Source organism: Pelobacter seleniigenes DSM 18267 (assembly GCF_000711225.1).
Taxonomy (GTDB): domain Bacteria; phylum Desulfobacterota; class Desulfuromonadia; order Desulfuromonadales; family Geopsychrobacteraceae; genus Seleniibacterium; species Seleniibacterium seleniigenes.
In genome coordinates this window covers 495,245-522,206 of record NZ_JOMG01000002.1, presented here as the reverse complement: position 1 = coordinate 522,206, position 26,962 = coordinate 495,245, and the positions used below count along the sequence as shown (strand labels likewise).

At 54.2% G+C, this 26,962-nt stretch carries 22 protein-coding genes and 1 pseudogene; 6 read left to right on the top strand and 17 right to left on the bottom strand.

Annotated features, from left to right (window positions below; genetic code table 11):
* Positions 1-169: 169 nt before the first annotated feature.
* Entirely contained in the window at positions 170-1,609 is a 1,440-nt protein-coding gene (locus N909_RS0105020) for an aminotransferase-like domain-containing protein (protein WP_155005868.1), read from the bottom strand.
* 54 nt (positions 1,610-1,663) lie between these two features.
* Between N909_RS0105020 and N909_RS0105015 the strand changes: the two genes are divergently transcribed.
* Positions 1,664-2,608, top strand: coding sequence for a DMT family transporter (locus tag N909_RS0105015; protein ID WP_029912267.1), 945 nt, complete (start codon positions 1,664-1,666; stop codon positions 2,606-2,608).
* A gap of 448 nt (positions 2,609-3,056) precedes the next feature.
* On the opposite strand, the gene N909_RS0105010 is transcribed toward N909_RS0105015, so the two are convergent.
* The 6 genes from N909_RS0105010 to N909_RS0104985 all read right to left on the bottom strand — a co-directional run bounded on the left by N909_RS0105010 (position 3,057) and on the right by N909_RS0104985 (position 9,490).
* Complete coding sequence (locus N909_RS0105010) at positions 3,057-4,166, bottom strand: IS110 family RNA-guided transposase (protein WP_029912265.1); 1,110 nt, start codon at positions 4,164-4,166, stop codon at positions 3,057-3,059.
* 107 nt (positions 4,167-4,273) lie between these two features.
* A complete protein-coding gene (gene purT, locus N909_RS0105005) occupies positions 4,274-5,470 on the bottom strand; it encodes a formate-dependent phosphoribosylglycinamide formyltransferase (RefSeq protein ID WP_029912264.1) in 1,197 nt (398 codons plus the stop codon).
* A gap of 278 nt (positions 5,471-5,748) precedes the next feature.
* Complete coding sequence (locus tag N909_RS0105000; RefSeq protein WP_029912261.1) at positions 5,749-6,168, bottom strand: SufE family protein; 420 nt, start codon at positions 6,166-6,168, stop codon at positions 5,749-5,751.
* On the bottom strand, positions 6,165-7,403 hold the full coding sequence (locus N909_RS0104995; RefSeq protein WP_029912259.1) for an aminotransferase class V-fold PLP-dependent enzyme: 1,239 nt from the start codon (positions 7,401-7,403) through the stop codon (positions 6,165-6,167). Before N909_RS0104995 ends, N909_RS0105000 begins: the two co-directional genes overlap by 4 nt.
* A gap of 72 nt (positions 7,404-7,475) precedes the next feature.
* Positions 7,476-7,883 carry a hypothetical protein gene (locus tag N909_RS0104990; RefSeq protein ID WP_029912258.1) on the bottom strand — a complete coding sequence of 136 codons (408 nt, stop codon included), beginning with the start codon at positions 7,881-7,883 and terminating at the stop codon, positions 7,476-7,478.
* Positions 7,884-7,942: 59 nt separating this feature from the next.
* Positions 7,943-9,490: a hypothetical protein gene (locus tag N909_RS0104985; protein WP_029912256.1), complete on the bottom strand. Its 1,548-nt coding sequence runs from the start codon at positions 9,488-9,490 to the stop codon at positions 7,943-7,945.
* Positions 9,491-9,824: 334 nt separating this feature from the next.
* On the opposite strand from N909_RS0104985, the gene N909_RS24415 reads away from it, so the two are divergent.
* Positions 9,825-10,466 carry a GntR family transcriptional regulator gene (locus tag N909_RS24415; protein ID WP_029912254.1) on the top strand — a complete coding sequence of 214 codons (642 nt, stop codon included), beginning with the start codon at positions 9,825-9,827 and terminating at the stop codon, positions 10,464-10,466.
* Between the two features lie 282 nt (positions 10,467-10,748).
* Here N909_RS24415 and N909_RS23630 read toward each other — a convergent pair whose 3' ends face one another.
* The gene (locus N909_RS23630) at positions 10,749-11,405 is read right to left on the bottom strand and encodes a class I SAM-dependent methyltransferase (protein WP_211253923.1); all 657 of its coding nucleotides are present in this window, start codon (positions 11,403-11,405) and stop codon (positions 10,749-10,751) included.
* A gap of 191 nt (positions 11,406-11,596) precedes the next feature.
* On the opposite strand from N909_RS23630, the gene N909_RS0104965 reads away from it, so the two are divergent.
* Positions 11,597-12,595: a metalloregulator ArsR/SmtB family transcription factor gene (locus N909_RS0104965; RefSeq protein ID WP_029912253.1), complete on the top strand. Its 999-nt coding sequence runs from the start codon at positions 11,597-11,599 to the stop codon at positions 12,593-12,595.
* Positions 12,596-12,621: 26 nt separating this feature from the next.
* Here the strand turns inward: N909_RS0104965 and N909_RS24410 are convergent, their stop codons facing one another.
* The 5 genes from N909_RS24410 to N909_RS0104940 all read right to left on the bottom strand — a co-directional run bounded on the left by N909_RS24410 (position 12,622) and on the right by N909_RS0104940 (position 17,448).
* Complete coding sequence (locus N909_RS24410; RefSeq protein ID WP_051689534.1) at positions 12,622-13,905, bottom strand: GGDEF domain-containing protein; 1,284 nt, start codon at positions 13,903-13,905, stop codon at positions 12,622-12,624.
* Positions 13,906-13,934: 29 nt separating this feature from the next.
* Positions 13,935-15,053 carry an ABC transporter substrate-binding protein gene (locus N909_RS0104955; protein WP_051689533.1) on the bottom strand — a complete coding sequence of 373 codons (1,119 nt, stop codon included), beginning with the start codon at positions 15,051-15,053 and terminating at the stop codon, positions 13,935-13,937.
* 550 nt (positions 15,054-15,603) lie between these two features.
* Positions 15,604-15,825 carry a hypothetical protein gene (locus N909_RS0104950; RefSeq protein ID WP_029912247.1) on the bottom strand — a complete coding sequence of 74 codons (222 nt, stop codon included), beginning with the start codon at positions 15,823-15,825 and terminating at the stop codon, positions 15,604-15,606.
* Positions 15,826-15,982: 157 nt separating this feature from the next.
* Entirely contained in the window at positions 15,983-16,471 is a 489-nt protein-coding gene (locus N909_RS0104945) for a universal stress protein (protein WP_029912245.1), read from the bottom strand.
* A gap of 44 nt (positions 16,472-16,515) precedes the next feature.
* Positions 16,516-17,448 (bottom strand): YeiH family protein, encoded by a 933-nt coding sequence (locus N909_RS0104940; RefSeq protein ID WP_029912243.1) that lies wholly within the window; start codon positions 17,446-17,448, stop codon positions 16,516-16,518.
* 117 nt (positions 17,449-17,565) lie between these two features.
* On the opposite strand from N909_RS0104940, the gene N909_RS0104935 reads away from it, so the two are divergent.
* Positions 17,566-18,450 carry a LysR substrate-binding domain-containing protein gene (locus N909_RS0104935; protein ID WP_029912241.1) on the top strand — a complete coding sequence of 295 codons (885 nt, stop codon included), beginning with the start codon at positions 17,566-17,568 and terminating at the stop codon, positions 18,448-18,450.
* A 394-nt stretch (positions 18,451-18,844) separates the two neighbouring features.
* Positions 18,845-19,948 (top strand): ribosome small subunit-dependent GTPase A, encoded by a 1,104-nt coding sequence (gene rsgA, locus N909_RS0104930; protein ID WP_036682910.1) that lies wholly within the window; start codon positions 18,845-18,847, stop codon positions 19,946-19,948.
* Between the two features lie 287 nt (positions 19,949-20,235).
* Here the strand turns inward: rsgA and uxuA are convergent, their stop codons facing one another.
* On the bottom strand, positions 20,236-21,447 hold the full coding sequence (uxuA, locus tag N909_RS0104925; RefSeq protein ID WP_029912237.1) for a mannonate dehydratase: 1,212 nt from the start codon (positions 21,445-21,447) through the stop codon (positions 20,236-20,238).
* Between the two features lie 12 nt (positions 21,448-21,459).
* Positions 21,460-21,667 (bottom strand): annotated as a pseudogene (locus N909_RS26475) (hypothetical protein); the annotation flags it as partial.
* 267 nt (positions 21,668-21,934) lie between these two features.
* Between N909_RS26475 and N909_RS0104915 the strand changes: the two are divergent.
* Entirely contained in the window at positions 21,935-25,234 is a 3,300-nt protein-coding gene (locus N909_RS0104915) for an FG-GAP repeat domain-containing protein (protein ID WP_029912235.1), read from the top strand.
* 148 nt (positions 25,235-25,382) lie between these two features.
* On the opposite strand, the gene N909_RS0104910 is transcribed toward N909_RS0104915, so the two are convergent.
* Positions 25,383-26,297 carry a DMT family transporter gene (locus tag N909_RS0104910; RefSeq protein ID WP_036682907.1) on the bottom strand — a complete coding sequence of 305 codons (915 nt, stop codon included), beginning with the start codon at positions 26,295-26,297 and terminating at the stop codon, positions 25,383-25,385.
* A complete protein-coding gene (locus tag N909_RS0104905) occupies positions 26,290-26,790 on the bottom strand; it encodes a MarR family winged helix-turn-helix transcriptional regulator (protein ID WP_029912231.1) in 501 nt (166 codons plus the stop codon). Before N909_RS0104905 ends, N909_RS0104910 begins: the two co-directional genes overlap by 8 nt.
* Between the last annotated feature and the right edge of the window lie 172 nt (positions 26,791-26,962).

The window sequence follows — 26,962 nt, the reverse complement described above, 5'->3', positions numbered from 1 at the left end:
ATTAAGATGAGAGAGGATTTGTTTTCTTTCAGAAAAAGAAGAAGGGGATTTTTTAATTGTTTGGCTTTTTTGAGTGAAAAGATTGATATTGATGCCTTCCCAGAAAATCACTCTGTCACGATCTCCACATCGGCTGATTTTAAAGTGAAAAGTCAGCTCCGATTTATGTTTAAATCAGTAGAGGACGGGATGTCGCGGCAGGCCTGATCAAAAGCTCGGCCAGCTTTTTCAACCCCATGGCAACCCGCTCCCGGTCTGCTTCATGGCTGAGACTGATGCGCACAGCCTGCGGTTGCAGGCGTTGAGCAACGCAAAATGCAGTCCCTGGCGTCAGGAGAACCCCTGTTCTGGCCGCTTCGCTACAGAAAAGGTCTGCTTGCCAGTGTTCAGGAAGTTGCAGCCAGACATGGAAGCCATGACTGTCTGCCTGCAGCTTGAAGCCGCCCAAGAGTTTCTGCGCCAAAGCCTGCCTCACATTGGCTTCAGATCTTTGGGCTTGGGTCAATAAATCGGCCGTTCCATCGCTGATCCAACGTGCTGCAATCTCTGCCATCAGTGGCGGAGGCATCCAGCAGCTGAGAGTTACGGCGCGGCGTATAGCGGTTGCCAGAGCTGCTGGCGCACGCAAAAATGCCACTCGCAAACCGGGCGAGAGGCACTTCGAACAACTGCTGATATAGATGGTTCTTTCCGGAGCCAAAAGGGCCAGTGGGGGAGGGCTTTGAAGCCGCAACGGGCCGTAGACGTCATCCTCGATCAGCAGCAGTTGGTGTTTCCTGGCCACCTCAATCAGGGCGTTTCGCCGCCCTTCACTCATCGTCACGGTCGTCGGCGTCTGGATGGTTGGCATCAGGTAGAGAACCCTGGCGGCGCGCCTGTCGCAAGCCTCTTCCAGAGCTTCGGGCAAAAGGCCGTCCCTGTCCATGGCGACACTGTGCAGTTTCAATCCCAGGTGCTCGGCCATATTGAAAACCGGCGCATAGCTGAGTTCTTCTGTTAGCAAGACGTTGCCCGGTTCGGTGAGTGCCATCAATGTGGCCAAAATGCCATGCTGAGCGCCACAGGTCAGGACGATCTCGTTGGGAGCCGCATTCACTTCCATTTGTCGCAGCCATTGGGCCCCAGCTGCAAGATGATGGGCATACTCGTGATTGGTCTGATAGTCAAGAAAGGCCTGCAATCCAGGTTGCCCGCTCAGTTCTGCGAGGGTCTGCGAGAGGAACTTTGCAGCCGTTCCGGGAAAAGGCAGGTTATGGCAAAAATCAACCGGTCCTTCGTTTGTCCGGTGAAGGTTGGCCGACAGTTCCCGGTTGGAACGGTCTTGTGGCATTCGAACAAAAGTTCCCCGACCAATTTCTCCCTGTAACAAACCTCGTGATACGCACTCTGCATAGGCCCGGTTGGTGGTGTTTGGTGATATGCCAAGAGCATAGGCTAATCGTCGATGTGGCGGTAAGCGGGTTCCAGGGGCTAATGTCCCGGATTTGATCTCATCGGTGATTGCTTCAACGAGCTGGCTATATTTTGGGCCTTTGCGCCCGCCCAGATCAGGTATCCAAATTGCCATGAGTGCAATACGTTTCTTGTCTGAATTTAAAGTGAGGTGCAATGATCCTATTGCTATGAAGCAATAGGATCAATTGTTATTTTTAGGAGTGACTCTATGGCTCGTCCGGCACCGCGAATCGGAATTGCGTTATCCTTTCTCTGCCTACTCATCCTTGGGGTGATGCCAATCATCACCAATAGTCGGCCTCAGGGCAGCTCCGCCCTGGGATTTGCCTGGATATTGTCCCTGTGGCAGCTGATATTTGCCCTCCCTCTCTTTGTCCGCGAGCTAACCTCCAGCCATAAAGGTCTTTTTGGCGCCCATTTTCCCCGGCGCGTACTGGCTCGCATGTTTATTGTGAACCTGTTGACCGGGTTGATGTTTGGTCTGGCTACCTGGTTCTATGTCCTGGCTATGGAACAGGCCGGTGCGGTCAGTGCTGCGATCGCTATCCAAGCTTACCCGCTGTTCGCTATGTTGGTGGAAATGATTTTGCTGCGGCGGATGAAGGGGCGCTGGGAACTGGCCAGTACAGGGATTCTGCTGGTGACCCTGTATTACCTTGGAACGGCCGGAAGCTGGCGTATCGACGGCTTCTCACTCTGGTTTCTGGTCGCTCTTTGCGTTCCTCTGCTCTGGGGGGTTGCTCATGTCCTGATTCGGGAGGAACTGACCAACACCCCTATTACACCAGCTCAGGTGACCTTCTTTAGAGTTTTGTTGTCGGCTCTGTTTCTGGGTGTTCTGTATGGACTGAGCGGAGCTGAAGATTGGGCTGTGCTGTGGCAGCGGGATCTCATGATGTTCGGTATGGTGATGGGCTTGTTTTATTATCTGGAACTGATCGTCTGGTTTCACGCGGTTCGCCATATTGACGTTTCGTTGGCCAGTTCGGTGACGACACCCTGGCCGGCTGTAACTATGATTCTGGCAGTGATTTTTCTGGATGAAACTGTTTCGTATTCTCAACTGGTTGCTTTTATTGTTGTTGCCCTGAGTATTTATCTGCTCCTGGCCGCCGCCGGGAAACGGTTGGCGGCCAGGGCGCGTCTGCCATAGTGCTGGAATTGAAAAGGACTAAGAACCCTCGCAGGCTGTGGAAAAACAGCCAGCTGCGGCCATGGACGGGCGATTAATATCTTGCAAGTCATTGATTTGTAAGGCGAAGAAAATTGCACTTCTCTCCACCAAGCTTGAAAAAGGCCAGGGATGGACTTTTTCGACAACCTGCTGATATGGCTGACAATTACAAGAGTAAACGCACTGCTCCTTGAAAACTGTGGTTAAATCTCTGTCACGAAAAAACGGGGCCGCTTTTTACGACGGTAGATCACGCTGATATTCGCGGGTTGGTTACCGCCTGTCTTGGCTACGTCGTGGAGCTGCCTCTCGCTAGAGCCGGGAGTTCGGCAAATGCCTGATCCCATAACAGGCCCGAGGATTCTCCGTTACCGGGGCCGCGCTTTTTCGCGACAGAAGCTGGTTCCGTTGTTCCTTGACTCCTTCGCTATGCCGGGCGTGGCACCGTTTGGGCGATGGCCCAGATAAATGCTGATAACTCACGGGCGATGGCCGCAATGACCACCTGACTGCGTTTCCCCTTGGCGGTCAGCAGTCGATAGCGGGAGCAGAGCCTCAATTGTGCTTTCCAGGCGATCTCCCAAACAGCCTGCGGTAGGTGCCTCTGCCGTTCAAGCAGCCGACGACTGACCCGAGCCGGAAGTCGATACGACCAAGCCGCTTCGACCAGCATGCGCCGGGCATGTCCGTTCCCGGTTTTGGTGATCCCGCCACGCTTGACCGTCTCGCCGCTGGAGTGTTCCGAGGGAACCAATCCCAGGTACGCCATGAGCTGTCGAGGATGATCAAAGCGGGTCAGGTCTCCCAATTCGGCAACCGTTGTTGTCGCAACAATCAGGGAGACGCCTCGCAGGGCCTGAATCGCCTCGACGACAGGATTCATGCGCCACGGCTCGGCAAGTTGGCGAATCTGTTCAGTCATGCGTTCAACTCGTTCTGTGCAGGAACGTATGGCATCAATATATTCCTGCAAGGTGATCTGCTGGGCCGGATGCGGCATCTTGATGCAAGAGATCCAGTTCCAGTGAGCCTTGCTCCAGGGTGTTTTCCCGCTGTAGCGGAACCCGCTGCGCAGGAGAAAGGCCCCCAGTTGTTGGCGCGCTTTGCGTTCAGCACTTTTGCTGTCGATGCGGGCTCTGCACAAGTCGCGCATCGCCTCATCTTCGAGACAAGGGACATAGACCGGAGTCAGTTCTCCAGCACGATGCAGCCGCGCCAGCATCTCAGCGTCGCGGCGATCATTCTTGATGCGGTCGCCGCTTTTTCGCGGAATCAGCGATGGGGCAACCACCTTGCAATCGTATCCTTGCTGTGTCAGATGCCGATAGATTTCATAGCCACAGGGTCCGGCCTCGTAAACAAAGGAGGGTCTGGTTCCCCGTGAGACCAGTTTACGGATCACCTTGTCCAGTGAGGCAAGATCTCCGTTAATGGTGCCGTAATAGCGGATCTCACTCTCGCGGCCAGCATCGGCTAACGCGACATCGATCGAGTTTTTATGAACATCGAAACCAACATAAGTGATAGACTTTGTCATGACCTGTCTCCTTGGTTATGGCTCTGTGCCGGTTGTTTCAACGACTCCAGCATAACCCATGTTTGCAAGGGGCAGGTCTTCTCTTTTTTAACTGTCAGCCATGATGGCTAGAGTGTCACCTGAATATCTGTAATGACGGCATTAGCGGTCTGGCGTGCTTTGGCGACGTTCTCCGCTCGTGCCAGCGCGACTCCAAGGCGGCGCTTCCCGGCGATTTCAGGCTTGCCGAACAGGCGCAGTTGGGTGTCTGGTCGGTTTAATGCGGCTTGCAGGTTGCCGTATTGCATTCGGGTGGAATGTCCTGAAGCCAGCAATACCGCTGAAGCTGATGGTCCGTTCTGCACGATATTAGGGATCGGCAGGCCGAGGATGGCGCGAACATGCAACGCGAATTCGGACAGATCCTGGGAGATCAGGGTGACTAACCCGGTATCGTGCGGTCGGGGGGAGACTTCACTGAAGATGACCGCATCTCCTTTGATAAACAGTTCCACTCCAAACAGCCCGCGTCCGCCCAGTTCGTCCGTGACCGCTTTGGCAATGCCCTGGGCACGCTCCAGGGCCAGGGGGCTCATGGCTTGCGGCTGCCAGGATTCCTGGTAATCACCGTCTTCCTGACGGTGACCGATGGGAGCACAAAAACTGGTGGTGATTTGCCCGGTGGCATCATTGTGGCGGATGGTCAGCAGGGTGATTTCAAAATCGAAATCGACAAATCCTTCCACGATAACCTTGCCTTTTCCGGCGCGGCCGCCTTCCTGGGCATAATCCCAGGCCGCTTCAATCGCTTCCCTGGTTTTGACCAGACTTTGCCCTTTACCCGAAGAGCTCATGATCGGTTTGACCAGGCAGGGCAGGCCGATTGCAGCGACTGCTGCGCGATATTCGTCCCGACTTGCGGCAAAGCGATAGTTGGAGGTCGGCAGGCCCAGGGTTTCTGCCGCCAGACGGCGGATTCCCTCGCGGTTCATGGTCAACTGAGTAGCCCGGGCGGTGGGGACCACGTTAAATCCTTCCTGCTCCAGTTCGGCCAGGGTGTCGGTGGCAATGGCTTCAATTTCCGGGACGATATAGTGTGGCTGTTCCTGCTCGATAACCGCTCGCAAGGCCGCTCCATCCAGCATCGAGATGACATGGGAACGGTCCGCAACCTGCATGGCCGGAGCATGTTCATAACGATCGACGGCGATCACCTCGCAGCCGAGGCGTTGCAGTTCAATGGCAACTTCCTTGCCGAGTTCGCCCGCACCGCAGAGCAGCACGCGGGTGGCTGTGGACGAGAAAGGGGTTCCTATTGTGGTCATAACATGATTCCTGTCTGATGATGTCCCGCAGCACGGGCGGGACGACCGGTATTTATCAGGTTTAAATTTCGGATTGAGAAACTACTGATGTCAGAATGGTAAGGTTTTAAACGATAGGCCGCAGGAATTCAATCCCTTGAGGAAGAAAATAAAGCCGTGCCAAACGGTCAGTGGCAAGCAACCGGAAAAGCGTTTCAGCCGGTCGGGAGACCGGCTTGATGGCTGGGCCGCCCTGGGTATGAAATATGACGGGTCGCCCGAGAGCAACCCCGAATCACTTAAACAGAACCGAGACAGGCCGCTGCATAAGAACGGATTTTTGCCAGGATGGCGGCAATACCGTTGGCCCGGTCCGTGGACAACACATCCGTGATCCCTGCCTTTTGTAACAGGTAGAAGTCGGCGGTAACGATTTCCTCCGGGCGGCGGCCGGAATAGACCGTGGCAATGATGGCCAGAATGCCGCGGACGATTAAGGTGTCACTGTCCCCTTGCAGCTCGATTTTGCCATCGCGGCAATGCATCTCCAGCCAGGCTTGGGACTGGCAGCCGGCGACCAGGTTGGCAGTCGATTTCTGTTTCTCGGTCAGCCTGGGCAGGGTGGTTGCCAACTCGGTCAGGTAGGCGAACTTGGTGAAACTGTCTTCCAACTCCTCAAAATCGGCAATAATCTTGTTCTGCAGGTCGTTAATGGTCATGGTTTGGATTCCTGGTGGCGCAGTAATGCGATCACTCGTGATAGTGAGTCAACCAGATTATCGATCTCTGCTCTGGTGTTGTAAAAGGCCGGTGAAACCCGAACCGCACCGCTTAAGCCGAGTTCTCCGAACAACGGTTGGGCGCAGTGCTGGCCGGAGCGTACGGCGATGCCGAGCTTATCCAGCAGCGTGGCAATGTCGTAAGGGTGGAGGCTGTTGACATTGAAACTGATCACCCCGGCCCGGTGCTGCGGCTGGCCAAGGATGTGCAGGTCCGCCATGGTGCTGAGCCGGGCGCAGCAGTAATCGGTCAAATCCTGTTCGGCACGCTGAACTGCGTCCCGGCCCAGGCTGTTCAGATACCGCAGGGCGGCGGCCAGGGCCACGGCTCCGGCACAGTTGGGCGTTCCGGCCTCAAAGGTATGGGGCAGGTCTTCGGCAACCGCCTGCTGCCGGTCGACTTTGGCCATCATACCGCCGCCGAAGCGGGTCGGCTGCAATTGCCGCAGCACATCTTCCTTGGCATACAACACCCCAATTCCGGCCGGTGCCAGAACTTTATGGCCGGAAAAACAGAAAAAGTCGCAATCCAGCTGCTGGACATCGATGATTTCATGGCGAATGCTTTGCGCGCCGTCGACCAGCACCGGGATGTCCCGCTGATGAGCCAGCTTGATGATGGTTTCAAGAGGGTTGACGGTGCCGAGGACATTGGATACCTGGGTCACGGCGACCAGACGGGTTTTGTCGCAGAGCAGTTCGGTAAAGCGGTCCAGGCACAGATCACCCTGGTCATCCAGCGGAATGACTTTGAGCCTGGCACCTTGTCTGCGACACAACATCTGCCAGGGAACCCAGTTGGAGTGATGCTCCATGGCGGAGACAATGATCTCATCGCCCGGCTTCAGGAACGCATCGCCAAAGGACGCGGCAACAAGGTTGATGGCGTCGGTTGTGCCCGAGCAAAGGACAATTTCGCATGGATTGCGCGCGTTGATAAAGGCTCCGATCTCTGCGCGGGCCGACTCCCGGTCGGCAGTGGCCTTGGCGCCGAGGGCGTAGATCCCCCGATGGGGGTTGGCATTGCAATAGCAATAATGGTTTTGCAGGGCATCGAGGACCGCAATGGGCAACTGGGTGGTGGCGGCGTTGTCCAGATAGATCAGCGGTCGGCCGTATACTGTTTCCTGCAGGATCGGAAAATCCCTGCGTATCTGTTCCACATCCATTGACATAAGGTGCTCCGCAAGAGGGCCTGAGCGACAGGATCCGCAGCCTTTTTAGTAGGCTGCGGATCCTGGTGACGCTTAACGCAGTTTGGTCAGGACCGCTGTGGTCAGGTCGGTGATGGTTTTAATGCGCACGCTTTCCTGTTCCGGGATGGAAATGTTCAATTCCCGTTCCAGGGCCATGAGCAGCAACACTTTCTTGCTGAACACCGAAGAGCTGCCGGTACAGGTCTGCGACAGATCGAGCCCTTTTAATTCGGCCGGCGAGACCGCCAGAGTCTTGGCCAGGCTGATCGCCGCCAGTTCCTGCAGGTTCTCGCTCCGGCAGTCTTCTTCCTCAAGAAGAAACCTGCTTTTGAGGTAGTTCCGCAGATGAAAAAACAACGCCTCCTGGTTCAGTTCCGGCAGGGCTTTAATCGCAGCGATTTGCTCGGCCGCCTGGTTCTTGGAGCATAAGAGTTTTTCCTTAAGCGCTGTTGCCGACATGATTTCGCTCCTGTTGGGATTTTTGCTTCACCAAACCGTCACCCATCGAGCCCACTGGCTCAGGCGGTTACAATCTCCATCCCCAGCAGTTCGCCGAGGGCGATCAGATCGTCAAGATGATCGCCATAGACCAGTGGCACATGGTTGCCGAAAGCGACCTGCTTGTTAAAGAAGTCTTTGTCGCTTTTCACGGTGAAGAAGACCCCTTCGCTGCAGTTCTTATCGGTGTAGCCCACGCCGCCGACGATGGTCCCTTTGGCTGCGAACAGCTTGCTGCAGGTCGGGTCGAAGCGGCACATGGTGATGGTCTGGCCGATATCCTTTTTGAAGTCGTAACGGATGGTGGCTCCAAACTCAGCATCGCGGGCAAAGGCGCGCAGGGCATAGGAGGATTCGGCACTGTCAAAACCCTTCATCTTGCGGTTGGGGACCGAGTGGAAGGTCAGCATGACATTCTCCTGCTCACCCAGTTCCGGGATATCCTGTTCCTGCGACTGGTCCGCTCTGAAGAAAGTTGGCCGTACATTAACCCGTTTGCCGTTTTTCAGCAGGGTCGGGAAAGTATTGCCCATGTAAGGGGCAGCGTTGGCCAGGTTCATCAGCACCACCATGGAAATCAGGGCAGGGATGTCATACTCGCAGGCCGATGGAATCCCTTCTTCATTGAGCATGGAATGGATAAAGCAGGGGGTGATCTTTTCCTGGTTCAGGCGTCGCGTCGCACAGGCGTCCGGGCAGGGCATGGAAAAGGCGTTGCACTCATTGTGGGCCAGGAACTTTTTGACTGTCGCATAGGCCATGACCGAGCGCAGCACGTTTTCGCGGGTCATATCGCATTCGACCGCACCGGCAATCATTTTGTCGGTCAGCGCGTAGATCTCTTTCATTTCGGCGTCGGTGGGGTTGAGACCGCTTACCCCGGGGGTGGTATGGTTGCTGTCCGCAGCAACGTGCCGGGTCTGGTCGAGGAGTTCATGGACATCGACATAGCGGAATTTGACGCCAAGAACATCGCTCACTTTTTCCAGGGACAGGAACGAATCAAGGGCGCTCAAAGATATATTGGAATTTCCGCGCGGGGCAAGCAGGACTTTGGTCTGTTGCAGCGCTTTGCGGACGCGCAGGAGTTTCAGTTTTTCTACCGTGTCTTCCCAACACATGGTGGGGTAGGCTTCCAGGCCGCGAGCAAGGATCGGTGCGGCGGTGCAGGTGATATGCAGGGCGTTTTCCGCAAACATCACCGGTTTTTTGTAGCGTTGGGCAAACTCAATGATCACATCGAAGCCGCGTCCGGCCTGACCGAACAGATAGACATCGACCTCTTCCACATGGCCGGCCATTTTCGCCAGCATTGCATCGGTGACAGCGAATTCCTCGTTGCGGTCAATGAAGACCGGTTCCAGCAGGTTGACTTCTTTGGCAACATAGGTTTCCACATCGCCAAGAAAAGCGGCATAAATTTCCTGATTGATCTTGAGATCAAAATCCTTGGTCAGCCCGACTCCGCTACCGAAGCGGCAGGGCCCTTCGAAAACGTAGTCATGGTGCATGGCTACAAAGACCGGTTTGACATTCAACTTTACATCTAACGTCCGTTCGATCGACATAACAACACTCCTTTTTGTGTGATAGCTGGTTATCCAGCTGGTTTTGTCGTCCTTGGCCTGGTATGTTATCGAATGCAACACTGAATTCAGTAATGAATTCAGTGTTGCATTCAAAATATTCGAAGTCAAGAAATTTTCGAGCTATATGGGATAGGCCAGAACGGAAACAATGTGTTTACGAGACAGAAAATGGGCAGGCGGATGGGAAAATCTGCGCCAAGATGGCCTGTCCTTGCGGCTTACTGAAAATTATTATATAAACCGCAGGCAGCCGTTTTTTCTTTTATTCCTCAGGCCTGAAGAAAAACAGGAGGCGGCAGACAAGGAGAGGTGAATGCAGGAAGACTCGCTCGAAGTTCAAACCTATCTCAAAATCAGGAACATGATGCTCAACTTCGAACTGATCCCCGGACAACGGTTGGTGATCAGCGAGTTAGCCGAACAACTCGGGGTTAGCCGTACTCCGGTCAAGATTGCAGTGATCATGCTTTACAAAGAGGGGTACCTCGATTATTCGGCTCGAAAAAGTTATTACATGGTCCATCAACTCACCAAGGAGGAGCATGATCAGTTGCATGATTTTCGCCGTTTTCTGGAACTCGGTGCAGCAGAAAAGGCCATTATCAACATTACCCCGGAAAGCCTGCGGGAGATGGAGCGCCGGGCCCAGGTCATCAGGGAGACTGCCGCGTCGGATGATCATCGCTTGCGCTTCACTCTTGAACTGAATTTTCATTCATTGATTCTTGAACTCAGTGAAAACCGGTATATCCTGGACACCTTCCATGACACCTTTCAGCGGTTTTTTATGCGCCGCCATATCAGCCGTCACTACGGTGCTCGCTATGAAGAGTTTTTGAATGAGCACGATGCCATTGTCGAGGCTTTCCGCAGTGAAGATATCGTTCGGGTCCGCGAGGCCCTGCTTGAGCATATCGACAACGGCAAAGAGTTTATCGACTCCATCTATTTCTGATCTGCGGTTGTTTTGCAGCGGCTCGGTGCCACCCGGTGGTCTTCCTTTGACTGGTTGTTGAAAAATCCATCCGGGAATTATTGCAGGCAAGGTCCTGTACACCTCGTTTTATCTCAGCCAATGATTTGACAGGTCGGCATTGACTCTGCTTGTCTCCCTGCAGAGCCCGCAGGCGATTTTCCCACGTCAGCGTTTGTGTGCCGCAAAGCGCAACCGGACATAGTCGGCATGCCAGCCGTCCCGTTCCGAGTACAGTACCGGTTTGACCAACTGCTCGGTTTGTTAAAGAAACAGCTCTTCGCCTCCCTCCGGTAAATCTGCAATCACATGGTTGGCAAAAATTTTCAGCCACTCCCGGACCCCGGACCGTAACGGGGTCGGGCGGGGAATCAACTCGCAGTAATCGACTCTGAAACCGTTTCTTTCCAGGAGTTGTTGATATTCTTCCGCCCGGGGGAAGAACCAGGGGTTGGTAAAAGGCCCCATCTCCGGATGCTGTGCGACCACCGTGCCCATGGCCTGAACCAGGGTGGCGATATTGTCGTGGCCACCGAATTCTCCGACAAATCTTCCCTGTGGCTTCAGTGCATTGAAAACTCCCTTGATAACCGCCGCGGCATCATTGATCCAGTGCAGGGCGGCGTTGCTGAACGCGGCGTCAAAGGCATTCCGGTAAGTGATATCCGCACCGCTCATCAGCTCCGCATGCAGTCCTTTTTCCAGGGCGGCCCGAACCATGCTCGGGCTGGAGTCGATGCCGACCACCCGGCTGGCGATCTGGGCAATTTTTTCGGTCAGCGCGCCATCGCCGCAGCCCAGGTCCAAAATCGCTTCATGGGGCTGCGGGTTCAGTAATTCCAGCACCGGGGTGCCGAGGTCGGCAACGAAAGAGGCTTTATCCTGATATTGGCGGGCGTTCCAGGTTTGTTGGTTCATCATCGCTCCGGTGTCCATGAAGGAGATTGGTCAGTCTGCTGTTGCGGGGCCTTGTTCAAAAAACTGACAATAGAAAAAACTTCCTTCTTATTCAACCTGGAGAAGGTATTTGTTTCGATATGTATAGAATTAGTTTGACAAGGCCTTGTTTGTGCCGTAATTTGATTCGATAAATATCGAAACAGGAGGTTCCGGTGAACGCCGCACAAAGTATCGCCATCATGAAGGCCCTGGCTGATGAGTCACGTCTGGCCATGCTCAACTCATTGCTTGAGCAGCCCCAATATGTGGAAGAGCTCGCCAAACGGCATGCCCTGGCACCGTCAACGGTCTCCTTCCACCTCAAAAAGTTGGAACAAGCCGGACTGGTGCAGAGCAGAAAAGAACAGTATTACGTGATCATTGCCGCAAATGAGCAGCTTTTGCAGGTAACCCTGCGTGAGATTGTCTGTGCCGCTCCGGCCAGCAAGAATTTGCAGGATCAGCGGATGGAGGTCTATCGCCGCAAAGTCCTGACCACCTTTTTTAACGGGGGCGTGCTGGAAAAGTTGCCGGCTCAGCATAAAAAGCGACTGATTATCCTGGAAGAATTTGCACTGCGGTTTCAGCCGGGACAACGCTACTCCGAAGCCGAGGTCACTGGTCTGCTGCAGCCGCTCTATGACGATTATTGTACCATCCGCCGGTTATTGGTCGATGAACGCCTGATCCAGCGGGATGGCACCGGTTACTGGCGGGAGCCTCAGGATAACAAAACGAATGGGAAAGCGATGATGAATCTTGAACAATCAGCCCGAAAAAAAAGCAAGCGGGCACAGCTCAAGCAGGAATACAAAGAGAGTCGGCCGGAGATGGGGATTTTCCAGATTCGCAATAAAGCCAACGGAAAAATCTATATCGGCAGCAGCGAGAACCTGGAGGCAGAAAAGAAAAGCCGCCTGTTTCAGCTGAAGATGGGAAAAGTGGTCTTTAACCGTGCGTTGCAGGCTGAACTGACGGAATTTGGTGCCGCCAGCTTTGAATTCAGCGTGCTGGAGACCCTGGTCGAACCTGATAAGATTGACCATCCCAAGCGGGCCTTATTGGCATTGAAGCTAAAATGGCAGGAGCAACTGCAACCATTTGCTGAGCGGGGCTACAACAGCCGCAAGGGCTTTGAGCGGGAACAGGCCAGCGGGCTGGCGGGTGGTTAACCTTTTGTCGGAGAGCCGACGGCTGGCTATTGCCAGACAATGCGGTTGCGGCCAAACCGCTTTGCTTCATAGAGAGCGTCATCGGCTCTCTTGACCAGGCCGGCAGCGGAATCTCCGGGCAGATATTCGCTGATGCCAAAACTGGCGGTAATGGTAATGTTGGCATCGGTAAACCGGTGGCTGCAGATCGTGTTGCGGAGCTTTTCCGCCAGCTGTTGCGCATGCAGCCGTTTTTGTTGGGGCAGGATGATGATGAATTCTTCGCCGCCCCAACGTCCGGCAATGTCGGTTGTCCGTAAACAGTTCTGCAGCAGTTCGGCCAATTCCACCAGAACCCTGTCCCCGACCAGGTGGCCATGGGTGTCATTGACGGTTTTAAAGTAGTCGATATCGATCAGGATGAAGGCAAAGGGATTTTGGTAGCGGCTGGATTGCTTGATTTCGAAGGCCAGAACTTCATCCAGCTTTCTGCGGTTATTGAGTTTGGTCAGGACATCGGTTCGGCTGCCGATATAGGCATTCTTCAGGGCCAGCAGCATTTGCTGAAAAGCATAGCCCAAAGAGCCGATTTCATCCTGGGTCTCTTTCGAAACCTTCAAGTGGCAGGAGTGTTCGTCAAAAGCACAGACCATCCTGGCCAGTCTCTGTTCGTCGTCGATCTCTTCCTGATCGGCTGGACCATCCCTGTTTTCGATAGAGTGCATGGTTTTTTGCAGCGCATAGACCGGTTTGAGGACAAAGCGCCGCAGAATATTATTGAGCAACAGGCCGAGGAGCAATGACAGGGAAATGATCAGGGCGCTAAAGATGCTGACGATCTCCAGAGTCTGCTGGTTCAATGTCGTCATGGCATAGCGGATCTGCCAATAACCCACGGGTTCGTTGTAGGCAATGATGGGGCTGATATAGCTCAGCACCGGCTGGTTATGCCAATGCTGCAGGCGGGCAACAGGGGAACCGAACGGTCGTAACTGATCCAGTTCGAGACCTTCCGGGGACTTAGCTGCGGTGGTGACCACAAGGTTACCGACCTGATCATAAGTGTCGATCGTCAAAATGTTACTTCGCTTCTTGAGCTGAGCCAGGGTGGCGGAAAGTGCCAGTTCCTGACCGGCAAAAATTTCATTGCCGAGCTGTTCCGAATATTGGGCGGTCAGGTCATCAAGGAACTGTTTGACTTGCTGGATGGCATCGTTCCGGCGGGTGATTTCATAGATCGCCAGAATGGAGCCGAACACCAGGGTGACGATCAGCAGGATCATGGCGATGGAGAGATTGATTTTAAAGCGCAGGCTTCTGTTGCTCAGCATAGCTCGCCTTGATCGCACAAAGTTGCTGGTCAGTTGGGCATGACAGTTGAGAACAGGGCCGGGCGCCCGGCGGTGATTTTCATCATCACCACCTGTTTCTGGGGATCTCCGTTTTTGTCAAAGGAGATCTTGCCGGTCACTCCATAAAAAACCGTGGCAGCCAGTGCATCGCGAATGGCCTGATGGTCGACCGATCCGGCCCGTTTTATGGCATCAAACAGGAGCGTTGCCGCATCGTAGGCCGTGGCGGCAAACTCCGTGACGTCATAATACTTACCATAACGGGCCGCAAAAGATTGGGTTGCCGGCGTGGCCAGCTCTTTACTCCAGTGGGCAGAGTAATAGCCCAGCTTGAGGTCTTGCCCGCCGTTGGCATAAAACTGCCGATAAGGCCAGCCATCGCCACCGAGCATGATGGCATTGATGCCCATGTCCTGGGCCTGGCGGATGACATAGCCGCTTTCCGCGTGGCCGGGGATGAACAGAATGTCGGGATTCAGCTGTCTGGCGTGATTGAGCAGCTCGGTGAAATCGGTCTGCGGATATTTGTAGTTGAGAACCCTCTGTACCTTGCCGCCTCTGGCTTCGAATTCTTGCTTGAAAAAGGCGCTCAACCCAAGGCTGTAATCGCTGGTGATGTTCTGGATGATGACGGCAGTGCTTGCATTGAGTTGCTGCATGGCAAACTTGGCCAGGGCTTTGCCCTGGAACGAGTCGATGAAACAGGCCCGGAAAATATAATCACCGGCCGTGGTGACATCGGGATGTGTCGAATCCGGGCTGATCATCGGGATCTTCATCTTCTGCAGGTAGGGGGCGATGGCCAGGGAGTGGGAACTCCAGGACGCTCCGATCACTGCGACAACCCCGTCTTTTACGGCCTGCTTGGCTGCCAACAGGCTTTGAATCGGGGTGCTGTGATTATCGTATTCAAGAAGTTTGATTTTTCGTCCGAGCAGCCCGCCGGCCTTGTTGGCCTCATCGACAGCAAACCGGACCGCCTGGAAAAGTTCCAGATTGTCCTCCGCTGCTTCTCCGGATTTGGCATAGATTGCGGCAATTTTGAGCGGCTCCTGGGCGGTGGCATCAAGCGCAGGGGCAAGCACGATGATCAGGAGCAGGCTGAACAGAATGAATGATCTGAACATGTCGTGTTCCTCCTTGCTGACAAAAGACTCTTCCCCCCTCCTGAAAATGCCTTGCAGGGAAGGTTGCACTCGTTGGGCGTGGGCTGCCGCTAAGGGAAAATCATGAATTCATCCGGAAAAGATCTCTGTTGATTTACCTGAAAAACCTCAAGAGGTAAAGATAAATTTCCTTTTTTTTCTTTTAGGATCAGCTGGTTATGGTCCTCATGTCGATTCTTCCAAGCCCCTTTTTTCTGCTGACCGTGCCCTGGCAAGTGGATTTTTAGAAGTGGCGGATGGCCGGTTAAAAACGGTTTCCTGGCAAGAAATGACCGGTAGTTCCCAGAGTTCTCTTTCTTTCATGAGAACCGGAACCGGCGCAGGCTGAATGGTCGTCTGCCGATTGAATGGGCTGAACCGTTTTTCAACGACCTGTTTTGTCCATGACTGGGCTATCAAAGTTAATAATGACTTGTGTTGATTTTGTCCGCTTGAGAAGAGGGGCTTTGTTCCCACCGTGCTTGGAAAAGTCCCTGCTGGGGCTCGTTCAAGCACGGTGGCTGGAGTGTCTTCAGATTTTCAATGGGTCACACAGATGATCCGGTTGGTCCGCCGGGCGGCCGCAAGAATTGCACATATAGGCGGCTTGTTTCTTCATGGGATTGCACATGACGGTGGGTTTATCGTCCGTTCCACAATATTCATCCTTATCCTCAATGGCCACTACATCGCATACTTGTTCACTCGCTTTGGTGACCGCCCCGCAAATACCACACTTATACAGCTCTGCCATGTTCACTCCTGAAACTGGGAAAATGAGTTGAATAGGAAGATGACCATTTCACTCTTTAATTTCAGTTTAAGAGGACTTAAGAGCCGAGGCAAGGGAGGCTGGGAAAATTTCTCGAATCATGCTCAGAGCTGCCCCTGACAAAACACACAAGCGTCGGCTAAGCTGGCAGCGGGATAACCAGAACCGGTCGACTTGCATGACGCAGGACCTTTTCAGCGACACTGCCGAGCAGCGCGTGTTCAATGAAGCCGCGGCCGTGGGTTCCGAGCACGATAACATCGACGTTATTCTGATCGGCAGTGGCAACAATCTCTGTCGCAGGTGTCCCGATGACCACCTCGGCCCCGTTGAAGCGTTGCAGGTCCTCGGGAAAATCAGCCAGTTCGGTGCGGGCGAAGTCAGCGAGTTCCTGCTGCAACTCCTGCTGTAATTGCTGATATTTTGATTTTTCCAGCTCAGCAATCATTTCGCTGCCGGGTTGGTCCGAAAACAGGCTGCGGAAATAAGGATCCAGGGGCTGCATGACATGCAGCAGCTGAATCTGGGCATTGTTGTGTCGGGCCAACATCACGGCATGTTTAAAGGCCATGGTCGAATGAGCAGAAAAATCTGTCGCTACGAGGATTTTTTTATAAAGGGGTAACATCAGAATTCTCCTAATCCTTTTAAATTGTTGAAAAGTTATGTTGCTCAGGCGACACCAAACAGTTCCAGACAGGTCAGGGTGAGGCTGCCGACCAGCAACCACAGCACCACTCCTTGCAGCAGTGGGCGGACCCCGACTTTGCGCAGCAGCTCCCGGCTCAGGCCGGCGCCAATCAGAAACAGCGTCACCACCAGCAGTTGCTTGGCAATCAGCGCCAGCCAATGCCATTGCGAAGCAAATTGTGGCAGCGCAGTGCGGATGGCTGCGGCCAGGATAAAGCCGATGATAAACAGCGGCACGGCTTTTTTGCCGGTAGCCCTGCTGCGCCAGGAAACGAACAGCACAAAGGGGGTGATCCACAGCGCCCGCGACAATTTGACCGTGGTTCCCACCGCCAGGGCTTTGGCTCCGTAGACCGAGGCCGCGCCGACCACGCTGCTGGTATCGTGGATCGCCATTCCGGCCCAGGTGCCGAAAATGGTCTGGCTTAAATGGAGCTGATGGCCGATGACCGGGAACAGCAGCAGAGCGACTGCATTCAGAGTGAAAACGGTTGCCAGGGAGACCGCGATTTCATCATCTTCGGCTTTGAGAACCGGTGCCATGGCCGCAATGGCGCTTCCTCCGCAGATCGCCGTGCCGAACGCCACCAGCGATGCCGTGCGTTTTTCGACCTTGAACAGTCGCCCCAGCGCAGTTCCCAGCAGCAGGGTAAAACAGATGCCGACAAAGGTATAAATGATGGACGCGCGGCCCGTGGTCCAGACTTCACCAAGGCTCAGGCCGAAACCCAGACCGACCACCGAGAGTTGAAGCAGTTTCTTGCTGGCGGTGGCCGCCTGCTGCGGCCAGGGATTGCCGAACGCCATACTGAGAACGATTCCTGCCAGCAATGCATAGGCCGCATCCATGAACGGGCACAGGCAGAGCAGCAGGCAACAGAGAAAAAGGATCTTTACAACCAGGGAATCACGCACAACAGCCTCCACATGAAGTTAAATCATTGAACAGGAGCCATTAAATAGCAAGTTTTCTGCATAAATAAAATTTCATAATAATGATGAAAAATATCATTTGAATTGATATAAGAATTTATGGCCATTTCTCTGCGACAATTACAAATTTTTGCCAAGGTTGCCGATCTGGAAAGCGTGACCCGAGCCAGTGCCGAACTGCAGCTGACCCAGTCGGCCGTCAGCATGGCCCTGGGGGAACTCGAACGCTATTCCGACGCGCCGCTCTTCAACCGTCATGGCAAGCGGCTGCACCTCAACGACCGGGGACGGCAATTCCTGCCCATGGTCAAACAGTTGCTTACCCAGCAGCTTGAGATCGAAATGTTCCTCAACCAGTCACTTCGCGAGCCGATTGGTATCCTTCAGGTCGGGGCCAGCACCACCATCGGCAATTATCTGATGCCGGGATTGATCGCCCGTTTTTGTCGTCGGCACAGTAAAGCGCAGATCCTGCTGCAAGTCGCCAATGCCTGGCAGATCGAGCAGGATGTGGAGAGTGGGAAGCTTGATATCGGGCTTATCGAAGGTTTTCTGCACACCGCTGGCCTTCACACCCGGAAATGGCGGGATGACGAACTGATCATTGTCACCGGGCCGCAGCATCCCTGGGTTGAGACTGGCGTGATCGGCGACGACCAACTGCAACATGGGGAATGGGTCATGCGCGAAAAAGGATCGGGCACCAGGGAAGTCTTCGAGCGCGCCATGCTGAAAAGGCAGCTGGCGTTTGCGGTTACCATCGAACTGGGCCATACCGAAGCGATCAAAAAGGCAGTCGAAGCCGGGACCGGCTGTGCCTGTCTGTCCCGGCTGGCCGTACAGCGTGAACTGGATCACGGCTGGCTGGTGGAAATCGATTCTCCCCTGGACCTGAGCCGTGACCTGAGCATCCTCGCCAAGGAAAGCGTTCACCAGTCCGTCCTGTTGCGAACTTTTCTGGATGCTCTGCGGGAAACAGCCTGAACAGGGATTGGCCGGCGGCAGTTGTTCTTGACTGTCTTTCCGGTTGCTATATAGTAAAGATCATCTTTAACAGACCAAGAGGTTTTATGTTGATGAACGTTATGGATATTGTGTCAATCAGTGCCGGCCAGGGGAGTTTCTTCGCGGCAGTTGATTGATCAGTGTTCTGCGCAATCCTGACAAATTTTTATCCGCTTCACTAATGGGCCAATTTCTTTCGGCCTGTTCCTCTGCAGTTCTCTGATTGAGAATCTTCCGCTACAGTTGCGTCCTGCGCCGGCAACACATCCTGTTTAAACCTGGCAATTGTTGATTAACCATCGGTATTCCGTGCGCGTGGCCCATGTCTTGGTGTCCGCCGCGCAGTTGCAGACAGGAAGGATGCAAGCAAATCATGAACGATACGCAAATTTCAGATAATAAAGACAGCAATCAGCGGCTTTTACAACTGGGCTGGAGCCCCTATTTTCAGGCCCAGCTGGATTCATCGCCCAGTGCTGATGGGACTCCGGCCAGAGTGGTCGGAGTCGGGAAAAACCTCTTTCGGGTCAGGGATGGTCAAAAGGAACGGCTGGCAAGTCTGGCCGGGCGGCTGCGCTATGCAAGCGGCGGCAGTTATCCGGTGACCGGGGACTGGGTTCTCTTAACGGATTCGGTGATTTGCCGGGTCCTGGAACGGAAAAATAGTTTATCCAGAGGGGCTTCAGGGGCCCACCAGAAGGCGGAAGCCTTGCCGCAGAAGGAACAGCTTCTGGCCGCAAACCTGGACAACGTCTTCATCGTGTCCGGACTGGACCGGGATTTTAACCTGCGGCGCATCGAGCGTTACCTGACCCTGGTCTACAACTGTGGTCTGCGGCCGGTCATCATCCTGACCAAAGCAGATCTGCACCAGGAACCCGAGTTTTGTGCCAACGAGGTCGAGAATATTGCCTGTGGTGTTCCCATCCACCTGGTTTCCGCAGCGGATGATGAAGGTTTGACCGGCCTGGGCCAATATCTCGGCTGCGGTCAAACCACAACCCTGATCGGGTCCTCCGGGGCGGGCAAATCCACCCTGGTCAATCGGCTCTGTGGCGAACCCGTTCAACTCACCGCAGCGGTCAGCGAGCAGGTCGGTAAAGGGCGGCATACCACCACCAGCAGGGACCTGTTCATGGTCCCCCAGGGGGGGATGATTATCGACAATCCCGGTATCCGGGAGATTGCCTTCTGGGATGGTGAAAGTGGTCTTTCCGCAGCCTTTCCGGACATCGAAAGACTCGCTGTGCATTGTCGCTTCAGGGATTGCAGCCATCTTCACGAACCCGGTTGTCATGTTCGGGAAGCTGTCGCCCGCGGAGAACTCGCGGCAGAACGTTTGGCAAACTATGAAAAAATGAAACGCGAGCAAGATTACCTGGCTCAACGGCAGAATAAAAGTGCCGACCGGGTTGAAAAGGAGCGCTGGAAGGATGTCGCTCAGAAGATCAAAGCAATAAAAAAGAGCTGGAAATAGCCGGTTGTTGGAAAAGGCCATCCTGGAATTTCTCCAGGCATGTCCATGTCTTCCGCAATTTTGGTCAACTTGTTCCGTTCCAGAGGTGAGGGGGAAAAGTAAAATGTCCTGGAGAATTCTGCGATAGATGTCCATGGGTCCCCAGGACGGGTGGTTGGTGCTGCGATCGGTTGTGAAGACCCGCAATGATGAGTTGGTATTTGACCCGCTTGCGGCACCGACTCCTCTGCCTTGCGCAAATAATCGACCGGGGTATTGAGCCCCGGTCGATTATTCTACTGGTTGGGCTAGTCCATTAAATTTTTCAGTTTCGGGAGGGAGCGGAGGATGCCAAGCTCCAGCCCGCGAATTTCAGCAAGTCCGCGCAGCCGGCCGATCGCCGTGTAGCCAGGATTGTCGATGGGGGGCTTGTTCAGATCATCCATCATGGTATGGCCGTGGTCGGGGCGATAGGTCAGCCGCCAATCTTTCCGGCCGCTGCTCTTCCGCTCAGCCATCTCTTCCAGCAGAGCCAGAACCACCTCATACATATCCACCGAGCCTTCCAGGTGGTTGGCTTCGTAGAAGCTGCCGTCCGGATTGCGCTGGGTGCTGCGCAAATGCGCCACATTGATGCGTCGGCCGAACTTCCTGATCATCTCCGGCAGGTTGTTGTCGGCACGCGGGCTATAACTGCCGGTACAGAAACAGAGGCCGTTGGCCGGGTCGTCCACCATTCCCAGAAGGTCACGGATGTCTTCTTCACAACTGACAATCCGCGGCAAGCCCATGATATTCCAGGGGGGATCATCCGGGTGAACCGCCAACCTGACGCCGGCCTGGGCGGCAACCGGGACCACCGCTTCCAGAAACAGCCGGTAATGCTCTTTCAGCTTGGCCCGGTCAATATCCTTGTATTTGGCCAGCATGTTGCGGACATCTTGAATATCCAGCCCCATCCTGGTGCCGGGAAAGACATCGATGAGGTTGCGTTCAAAGGTTTTCTTTTCTGTTGCGGAAAGGCCGTTGATAAACTGCTCGGCGGCCTTGACCTGCTCTGGAGAGTAGTCCTGTTCCGCCCCTTCGCGCTGCAGCAGGAAGATATCAAAAGCGGCGAACTGAACCGGGTCGAAGTAGAGGCATTCCGAGCCGTCCGCGAGCTTGTGGGTCAGTTCGGTGCGCACCCAATCGAGCACCGGCATGAAGTTATAGATGACCACATCCACCCCGGCCTTACCCAGATTGATCAGGCTGGTCTGGTAATTCTCAATATACTTCTGATATTCCCCGGTCCGGGTCTTGATGTCCTCATGGACCGGCACCGACTCGACCGCGGCCCAGCGCAGACCAGCCTCTTCCAGCATGGTTTTGCGCTCCATAATGGCCTCAAAGGGCCAGGCTTCGCCGTAGGGAATTTGATGCAGACTGGTGATAACCGATGTCGCACCGGTTTGTTTGATATATGCCAGTGAAACGGTATCGTTCGGTCCGTACCAGCGGAAAGATTCTTCTAATGCCATCCTGATGACCTCCTAGATGCCTGAGCAGGCGGAAAATCCGTCGTCAACCGGGACCACCACACCAGTAACAAACCTGGCCGTGATGGCTTTCCTTCTGATTTTAACCTTTGCCATGTGAACTGCCAACCTCTGAGTGAAATTACTGCTCGCAGCCTTGGCTTTGATTGGCCCGGATCTTGGCCAGCGCGGGAAAGGCCTTCATGGAGGAGATATTGATAATGCCGCATTCAGGGTTGGTCGAACCTTCCTGGTAGTTCGCCGAATGTTTCAATCAAGTAACTTTTTTATTGTTGGGGTGTTCTCCGTTGACAGATATGTGAATATCGGTAACTTTATGTTAATTGTTGTGGGAGGGGAGGTTAACGTGTCGGCAAAACAAGAATATTATTGGGTTCAGTCATAGGGACGTGCTGCTTTGTATCAAAGTGGTCTGTCCCTATTTTTTTGCAAAACGGATCAGTCTGAAATCTTTGCCAGGAGGGCGGAAATGAAGCAATTATTATCCTTGGTTTTAACCTTTGCTCTTGTCTTGCAATTGAATGCCTGCGGCGGGGGCGGCGGCGGGGGCGGTACTACCGATAACTCATCCAGCCTGAGCTATTCGGGCCTGACCTCCGCGGCGGCAGTTGATGAGACGAATGCCGAACCATTGGCAGTCGGTGCCTACTTTGGCCAGCAACAGGGGATGACAGTTGGTTTGATGTCCGTTGAAACCCCTGCTGACAGCAGCACGATGTCCGCCCAAAGCATTTCCGCAACCTTACGCAAGACGCTGCATCTTGAGCGTCTGGTTCCGCAAGCGTCCAGCCTGTCGGCTCAAACAGCAGCAACCAAGCTGCCCACTGCCTATTATGCAGGGTCTTGCGGTGGTCGACTGGTGAGTAATATGGAGGTGGACACCGACAAGCTCAGCTTCAAAGACTTTTTTGAATTTCAGGATTACTGTGACAACGGCCTGGTTATCAATGGCGGGGCCTCGGTCGCGGGGACATTTCTAAACAGCGATGGAGATCTAGGTACGGTACATATGAGCTTCCATTCACTGAAGGTGAGCCAGGACAGCTCCAGCAATACATCGGACGGAGAATTGCAGATCAATTTTGTCAGTACGCAATACGCAGAAAGCCTGACCATGAATATGCTCCTGGGCGATGACGGCAGTGGTCAGGTGTTCCGCTATGAAAACTTTTTCAGCGGTATTAACTATGGTTCGGGGTATGTGGAAGAGACGGTCTCTGGCCGTTACTATCACCCTGATTTCGGCTATGTCAATCTGGAGACCGAGCAGCCTTTGCGAACCTATAATGATTTGATCTGGCCGACAAGAGGGGCATTCAAGTGCAACGGTGATGCTGAAACCTTTGTCCGAATGTCTTTTGTTACAGAAACGTCCTCCCATTTGGAGGCAGACACGGATGGTGACGGCGATGGCGATTGGGAGACGGATATCAACAATCCCCTCCCGCCGGACTATGTGCCGACTAATCATGACCCGATTGCCGACGCTGGCAGCGACCGGAGTGTTTATCAAGGCAACCTGGTGACTCTCGATGGCAGCGCCAGTAGTGATCCTGAAGGGGATTTGTTGAGCTATCAATGGTCCTTCTCTGCTTGCCCCGCTTACAACTGCCCAACCTTGAATTATCGTACGACTGCGACTCCCAGTTTTCATGCCGTAGAGAGTGGCAGTTACACTCTGCAGATGGTGGTGAATGATGGTAATAATAGCAGTGACCTGGACAGCGTTCATGTGGAGGTCGTACCGGTTTCGCCAGCCAATCCCGAACTCCTAAGTCAAGAGTGGCTTTACGGTCGCTTTGGCACCTCTATAGGCCGCTCAGGTCTGGCTGTTCAAGATCTGAATGGAGATGGATCTTTGGAAATCGTGACCGTGGCCTCCTCATTGGGAGATACTGACCAGTATTGGTATGTCCTCCGGGCCGATGAAGATGGTGGCTATGAACAAATTTTTCTGAGTGAGCTGTCAGCGGTTGGGGTCACTCGGATGGTTGTTGCCGATCTGGATGGTGATGGCACCGGAGAGATCCTGGTCAGTTATGAAAATGGGGCCATTGAGATCTTTTCCGGGGACAATTTTGTCCGTCAGGCCTCATTGCAGACGCCGGGGGCGGTGAGTGCCCTGGTTGCGGCGGATCTGAATGGCGATGGTCAGGCTGAAATCATCACCAGCGAAGGTCTCAAGGTTTATGTCTATACTGCTGCGGGGAACCTCCTTTGGCAGACTGAGGGCTATGGCGGCAGTGATATAGCGGTTGGCAATGTTGATGATGACCCGGCAATGGAGATCGTCATTGCCGGAGTCAATCATGGTTATGTGATCGATGCCGCCACGCGGCAACTTGAGTGGGACTATATTAACGGGTTCGGTGCCATTGTCCGTACCGGTGATATCGATGGCGATGGCCGCGACGAGATTGTAGCTGCCGCTTCTTGGTACAAAATTACCCTTTTCGATGCGGAACTGCAAACTCCAAAGAGTGAGATGTCTACCGACCTGGATATTGGGACTCTTTTGGTGACTGATCTGGACGAGGATGGTATCGCCGAAATTCTTTATGGCGATGATCAGTGGGGCTCGATTCACTGTTACGAAGGTGATGGTATTGCCGAACGCTGGGCGATTATCAATCCGGCCTCTGGGAGCGCTGGCCTGGCGGTTGGCGATGTGGATGACGACGGGACCATGGAAGTCTTATGGGGAGCGGGAAGACGCAACTTAGCCGGTAATTTCCTGCTCGTTGCCGATCCTGCGACAGGGATTGAATGGCAGAATAGCCACCTGGATGGCCCCTTGAGCGCTGTTGCCATTGGCGACGTGGACGACGATGGCGAGGAGGAGATTGTCATGGTCTCTTTCACGAGCAACAGTGGGTATGGCGATGGTGTTATCAGTGTTTTTGATGCAGCGACCCATTTTTTGGAATGGCAGAGCAGTAACGATTTACCGGGTATTCGTTCTTGGGAGGGGATCAATCAGGTTCGGATTGCCGACGTTGATGATGATGATGAAACGGAGTTCATCCTCGCTGCTTCTGATCACCATGACGGACTGGTTCAGGTTTACAATGGTCGGACCCATATATTGGAGGGACAAAGTGCCATTTATGAAGATGAACCGTTTACGGCTTTGAAAGTGGCGGATGTCGATGGCGACGGTGACACTGAAATAATCGGAGCAACCGGAGGTTACCTGGTCGTACTGAACGGAGTTACCCTGGCCGAAAAATGGAAAAGTGTCAGTTTGCAAAATAGTTGGAGAACCATTAGCGATATCGACGTCGCGAATGTTGACAATGATGAGACTCTGGAAATTCTGGTAGTCGTCAATGGTAGCAGGGTTTATGCCATCGACGGTGTCACTCATCACTACGACTGGCTTAGAGAACTGGCGGCTACAACGATCGACGTCTACGACCTTGATGGAGACGGGCAGATGGAAATCCTGATCGGTCAGGAGGATGGAACCATCGGCATCTATTCTGGGGCACCTTTTTCCCTTCAAGCGACCTTCGGGACCCTGAGTGAGTCTCCTGTTGCAGCCCTGACCCCAGCCGATCTTGACGATGACGGCGTGCCCGAGTTGCTGGTGGCCAGCGGCGACGAACTCAGCGTATTGGCAAGCGGAACCGGGCAATTGCTGTGGCGCGAGACCAACCTGGGGGACCAGCTTGGCCGCTACAATAATTTGCCGGTCAGAGATATTGATGGTGATGGCAGACTGGAGGTCATTTCCGGTTCTAATTTCGCGCTATATCAATTCGATTGAAGACTCATCCCTGAACAACCGACAAGACCAGGAAAGGTGCTCGGCCGGGTGTACCTTTCCTGGCATTTTAGCTGTAATTCGCCGCTGGCAAATGTTTCAAGCGGTTGGCGGCAGCAAGCGCCTTTTTAAGAAAGCACTCGGGCAAACCTCAATTCAGTTTTTGTCTCTTGTTCAGGTCATAGCGGAGCAGCTGGAGGATGGCGACGGCGACCAGGAGGCTGCCCGGCAGCCATTTTAAACTCAGTTCCGCCGGATTTTCCACAAACAGAAAAACCATGGATACAAAGGGAACCAGATAGCTGTAGGCCGTCACTGCTGCGGGGGTGAGGACAGCCGTGGCGTATTGCATCAGCCAGAAGGTCAGCCCGCTGGAGAATATGCCGAGATAGACAATGAGCAGGACATCCCGGAGGTTCATGCGCAGCAGATCGGCAGGCGCTTCAAACAACAGGCCGGCCAATGCCATCAGCAGGCTGCCCAAGAACAGGCTCCAGAAAGTGCGGACCAGCGCAGAGGAAGACAGCAGCCCCTTTTGCAGGCCGGCTTTGGTCAGCACCGGGTACAGGGCCGAAGCGATGCAACCGACAAAAAAGACCGCCTCTCCCTTCCCGAAGGTCATCCCACCGTGGACCCGGCCCGCATCGATAAAAGCAAGCAGCAAGGCTCCGACCGCTCCGGTCAGCAGAACGACGAGCATTTTAAGGTCGGCTCTCTCCACGCTGAGTAGCCGGCCGAAGAGATAGGCCAGCAGCGGAACGCTGACATACAGGGTCGCCATGGACAGGGACGTGGCCCTTTCGGCTGCCCAGAACATGCCACAGAAGAACAGGGCTAGGCAGAAGGCCATCAGGGTATAGAGGGCAAACCCTTTGCGGGACGGTTTGACGTCTGCTTTCCCCTTTAAAAACGGGGCTATGGAAAGGATGGCAACGGCAAACCGGAACGAAGTCAGCAAAATCGGCGGTAGTCCTCTGCTCAGCATACTGACCGCCGGAAAAGAGAGGCCGACGATGAAGGTCCAGAGCAGCAGATTCAGATGAGCGCCGAGGATGGTTTTATTCATCAGCCGTGCCCTCGATGTGGATAAGCAGTTTGCGGAGTATGGCTGCGCCCGTGTCACGTTCTGCTGTACTCAGGCAGCTGAGCAGGTTTTCCAGAACATCCAGATAGTCCGCAAGGGAATCCTCTACCGTCTGTCGGCCTTTGGCAGTCAGTTTGATCAGGGTGCTGCGCCGGTCCTGCGGATTCGCTGCGCGCACAATAAGCCCGGCCGATTCCAGCCCGTCGAGCCGGTTGGTCATGGCCCCGGAGCTGAGTACGATGGAACTTCTGAGCTCGTTGGGGGTCATGCCGGCGGGCTGGTTACTCCGGAACAGGGTCGCCAACAGATCGAAATCACCGTCATGAAGATGGTGTTTCCGGAAGGTTGTGGCCAGCGGCTGGCGCATCTGTTTATTCAAGCGGAATATCCTGGTCAACACCGCCATCGGCGAAACATCTGCGGCGATTCCGGTTGCTGCCCATTGGGCCATGATTTTGTCGACATGATCTTGCATGGTCACCTCATCTCAATATCTTCACCTCAAGATACTTTGTCTGGAGATAAAGTCAAGCCTTCAAAAGCGATTCCGCTGAACAGCAGTACCGGCCCGATTTGCTCGTCGTGGGAGGGGGCGGTCAAAAAAAACAGGCTTGAGCGAAGGGCATTCTCTGTTATCCTCTTCCCGG

Bases quoted from the DNA above. Each gene is read 5' to 3' on its own strand.
- N909_RS0105015 (WP_029912267.1), top strand. From the start codon at position 1,664: ATGGCTCGTCCGGCACCGCGAATCGGAATTGCGTTATCCTTTCTCTGC.
- N909_RS0105010 (WP_029912265.1), bottom strand. From the start codon at position 4,166: ATGACAAAGTCTATCACTTATGTTGGTTTCGATGTTCATAAAAACTCG.
- purT (WP_029912264.1), bottom strand. From the start codon at position 5,470: ATGACCACAATAGGAACCCCTTTCTCGTCCACAGCCACCCGCGTGCTG.
- N909_RS0105000 (WP_029912261.1), bottom strand. From the start codon at position 6,168: ATGACCATTAACGACCTGCAGAACAAGATTATTGCCGATTTTGAGGAG.
- N909_RS0104995 (WP_029912259.1), bottom strand. From the start codon at position 7,403: ATGTCAATGGATGTGGAACAGATACGCAGGGATTTTCCGATCCTGCAG.
- N909_RS0104990 (WP_029912258.1), bottom strand. From the start codon at position 7,883: ATGTCGGCAACAGCGCTTAAGGAAAAACTCTTATGCTCCAAGAACCAG.
- N909_RS0104985 (WP_029912256.1), bottom strand. From the start codon at position 9,490: ATGTCGATCGAACGGACGTTAGATGTAAAGTTGAATGTCAAACCGGTC.
- N909_RS24415 (WP_029912254.1), top strand. From the start codon at position 9,825: ATGCAGGAAGACTCGCTCGAAGTTCAAACCTATCTCAAAATCAGGAAC.
- N909_RS23630 (WP_211253923.1), bottom strand. From the start codon at position 11,405: ATGATGAACCAACAAACCTGGAACGCCCGCCAATATCAGGATAAAGCC.
- N909_RS24410 (WP_051689534.1), bottom strand. From the start codon at position 13,905: ATGCTGAGCAACAGAAGCCTGCGCTTTAAAATCAATCTCTCCATCGCC.
- N909_RS0104955 (WP_051689533.1), bottom strand. From the start codon at position 15,053: ATGTTCAGATCATTCATTCTGTTCAGCCTGCTCCTGATCATCGTGCTT.
- N909_RS0104950 (WP_029912247.1), bottom strand. From the start codon at position 15,825: ATGGCAGAGCTGTATAAGTGTGGTATTTGCGGGGCGGTCACCAAAGCG.
- N909_RS0104945 (WP_029912245.1), bottom strand. From the start codon at position 16,471: ATGTTACCCCTTTATAAAAAAATCCTCGTAGCGACAGATTTTTCTGCT.
- N909_RS0104935 (WP_029912241.1), top strand. From the start codon at position 17,566: ATGGCCATTTCTCTGCGACAATTACAAATTTTTGCCAAGGTTGCCGAT.
- rsgA (WP_036682910.1), top strand. From the start codon at position 18,845: ATGAACGATACGCAAATTTCAGATAATAAAGACAGCAATCAGCGGCTT.
- uxuA (WP_029912237.1), bottom strand. From the start codon at position 21,447: ATGGCATTAGAAGAATCTTTCCGCTGGTACGGACCGAACGATACCGTT.
- N909_RS0104915 (WP_029912235.1), top strand. From the start codon at position 21,935: ATGAAGCAATTATTATCCTTGGTTTTAACCTTTGCTCTTGTCTTGCAA.
- N909_RS0104910 (WP_036682907.1), bottom strand. From the start codon at position 26,297: ATGAATAAAACCATCCTCGGCGCTCATCTGAATCTGCTGCTCTGGACC.
- N909_RS0104905 (WP_029912231.1), bottom strand. From the start codon at position 26,790: ATGCAAGATCATGTCGACAAAATCATGGCCCAATGGGCAGCAACCGGA.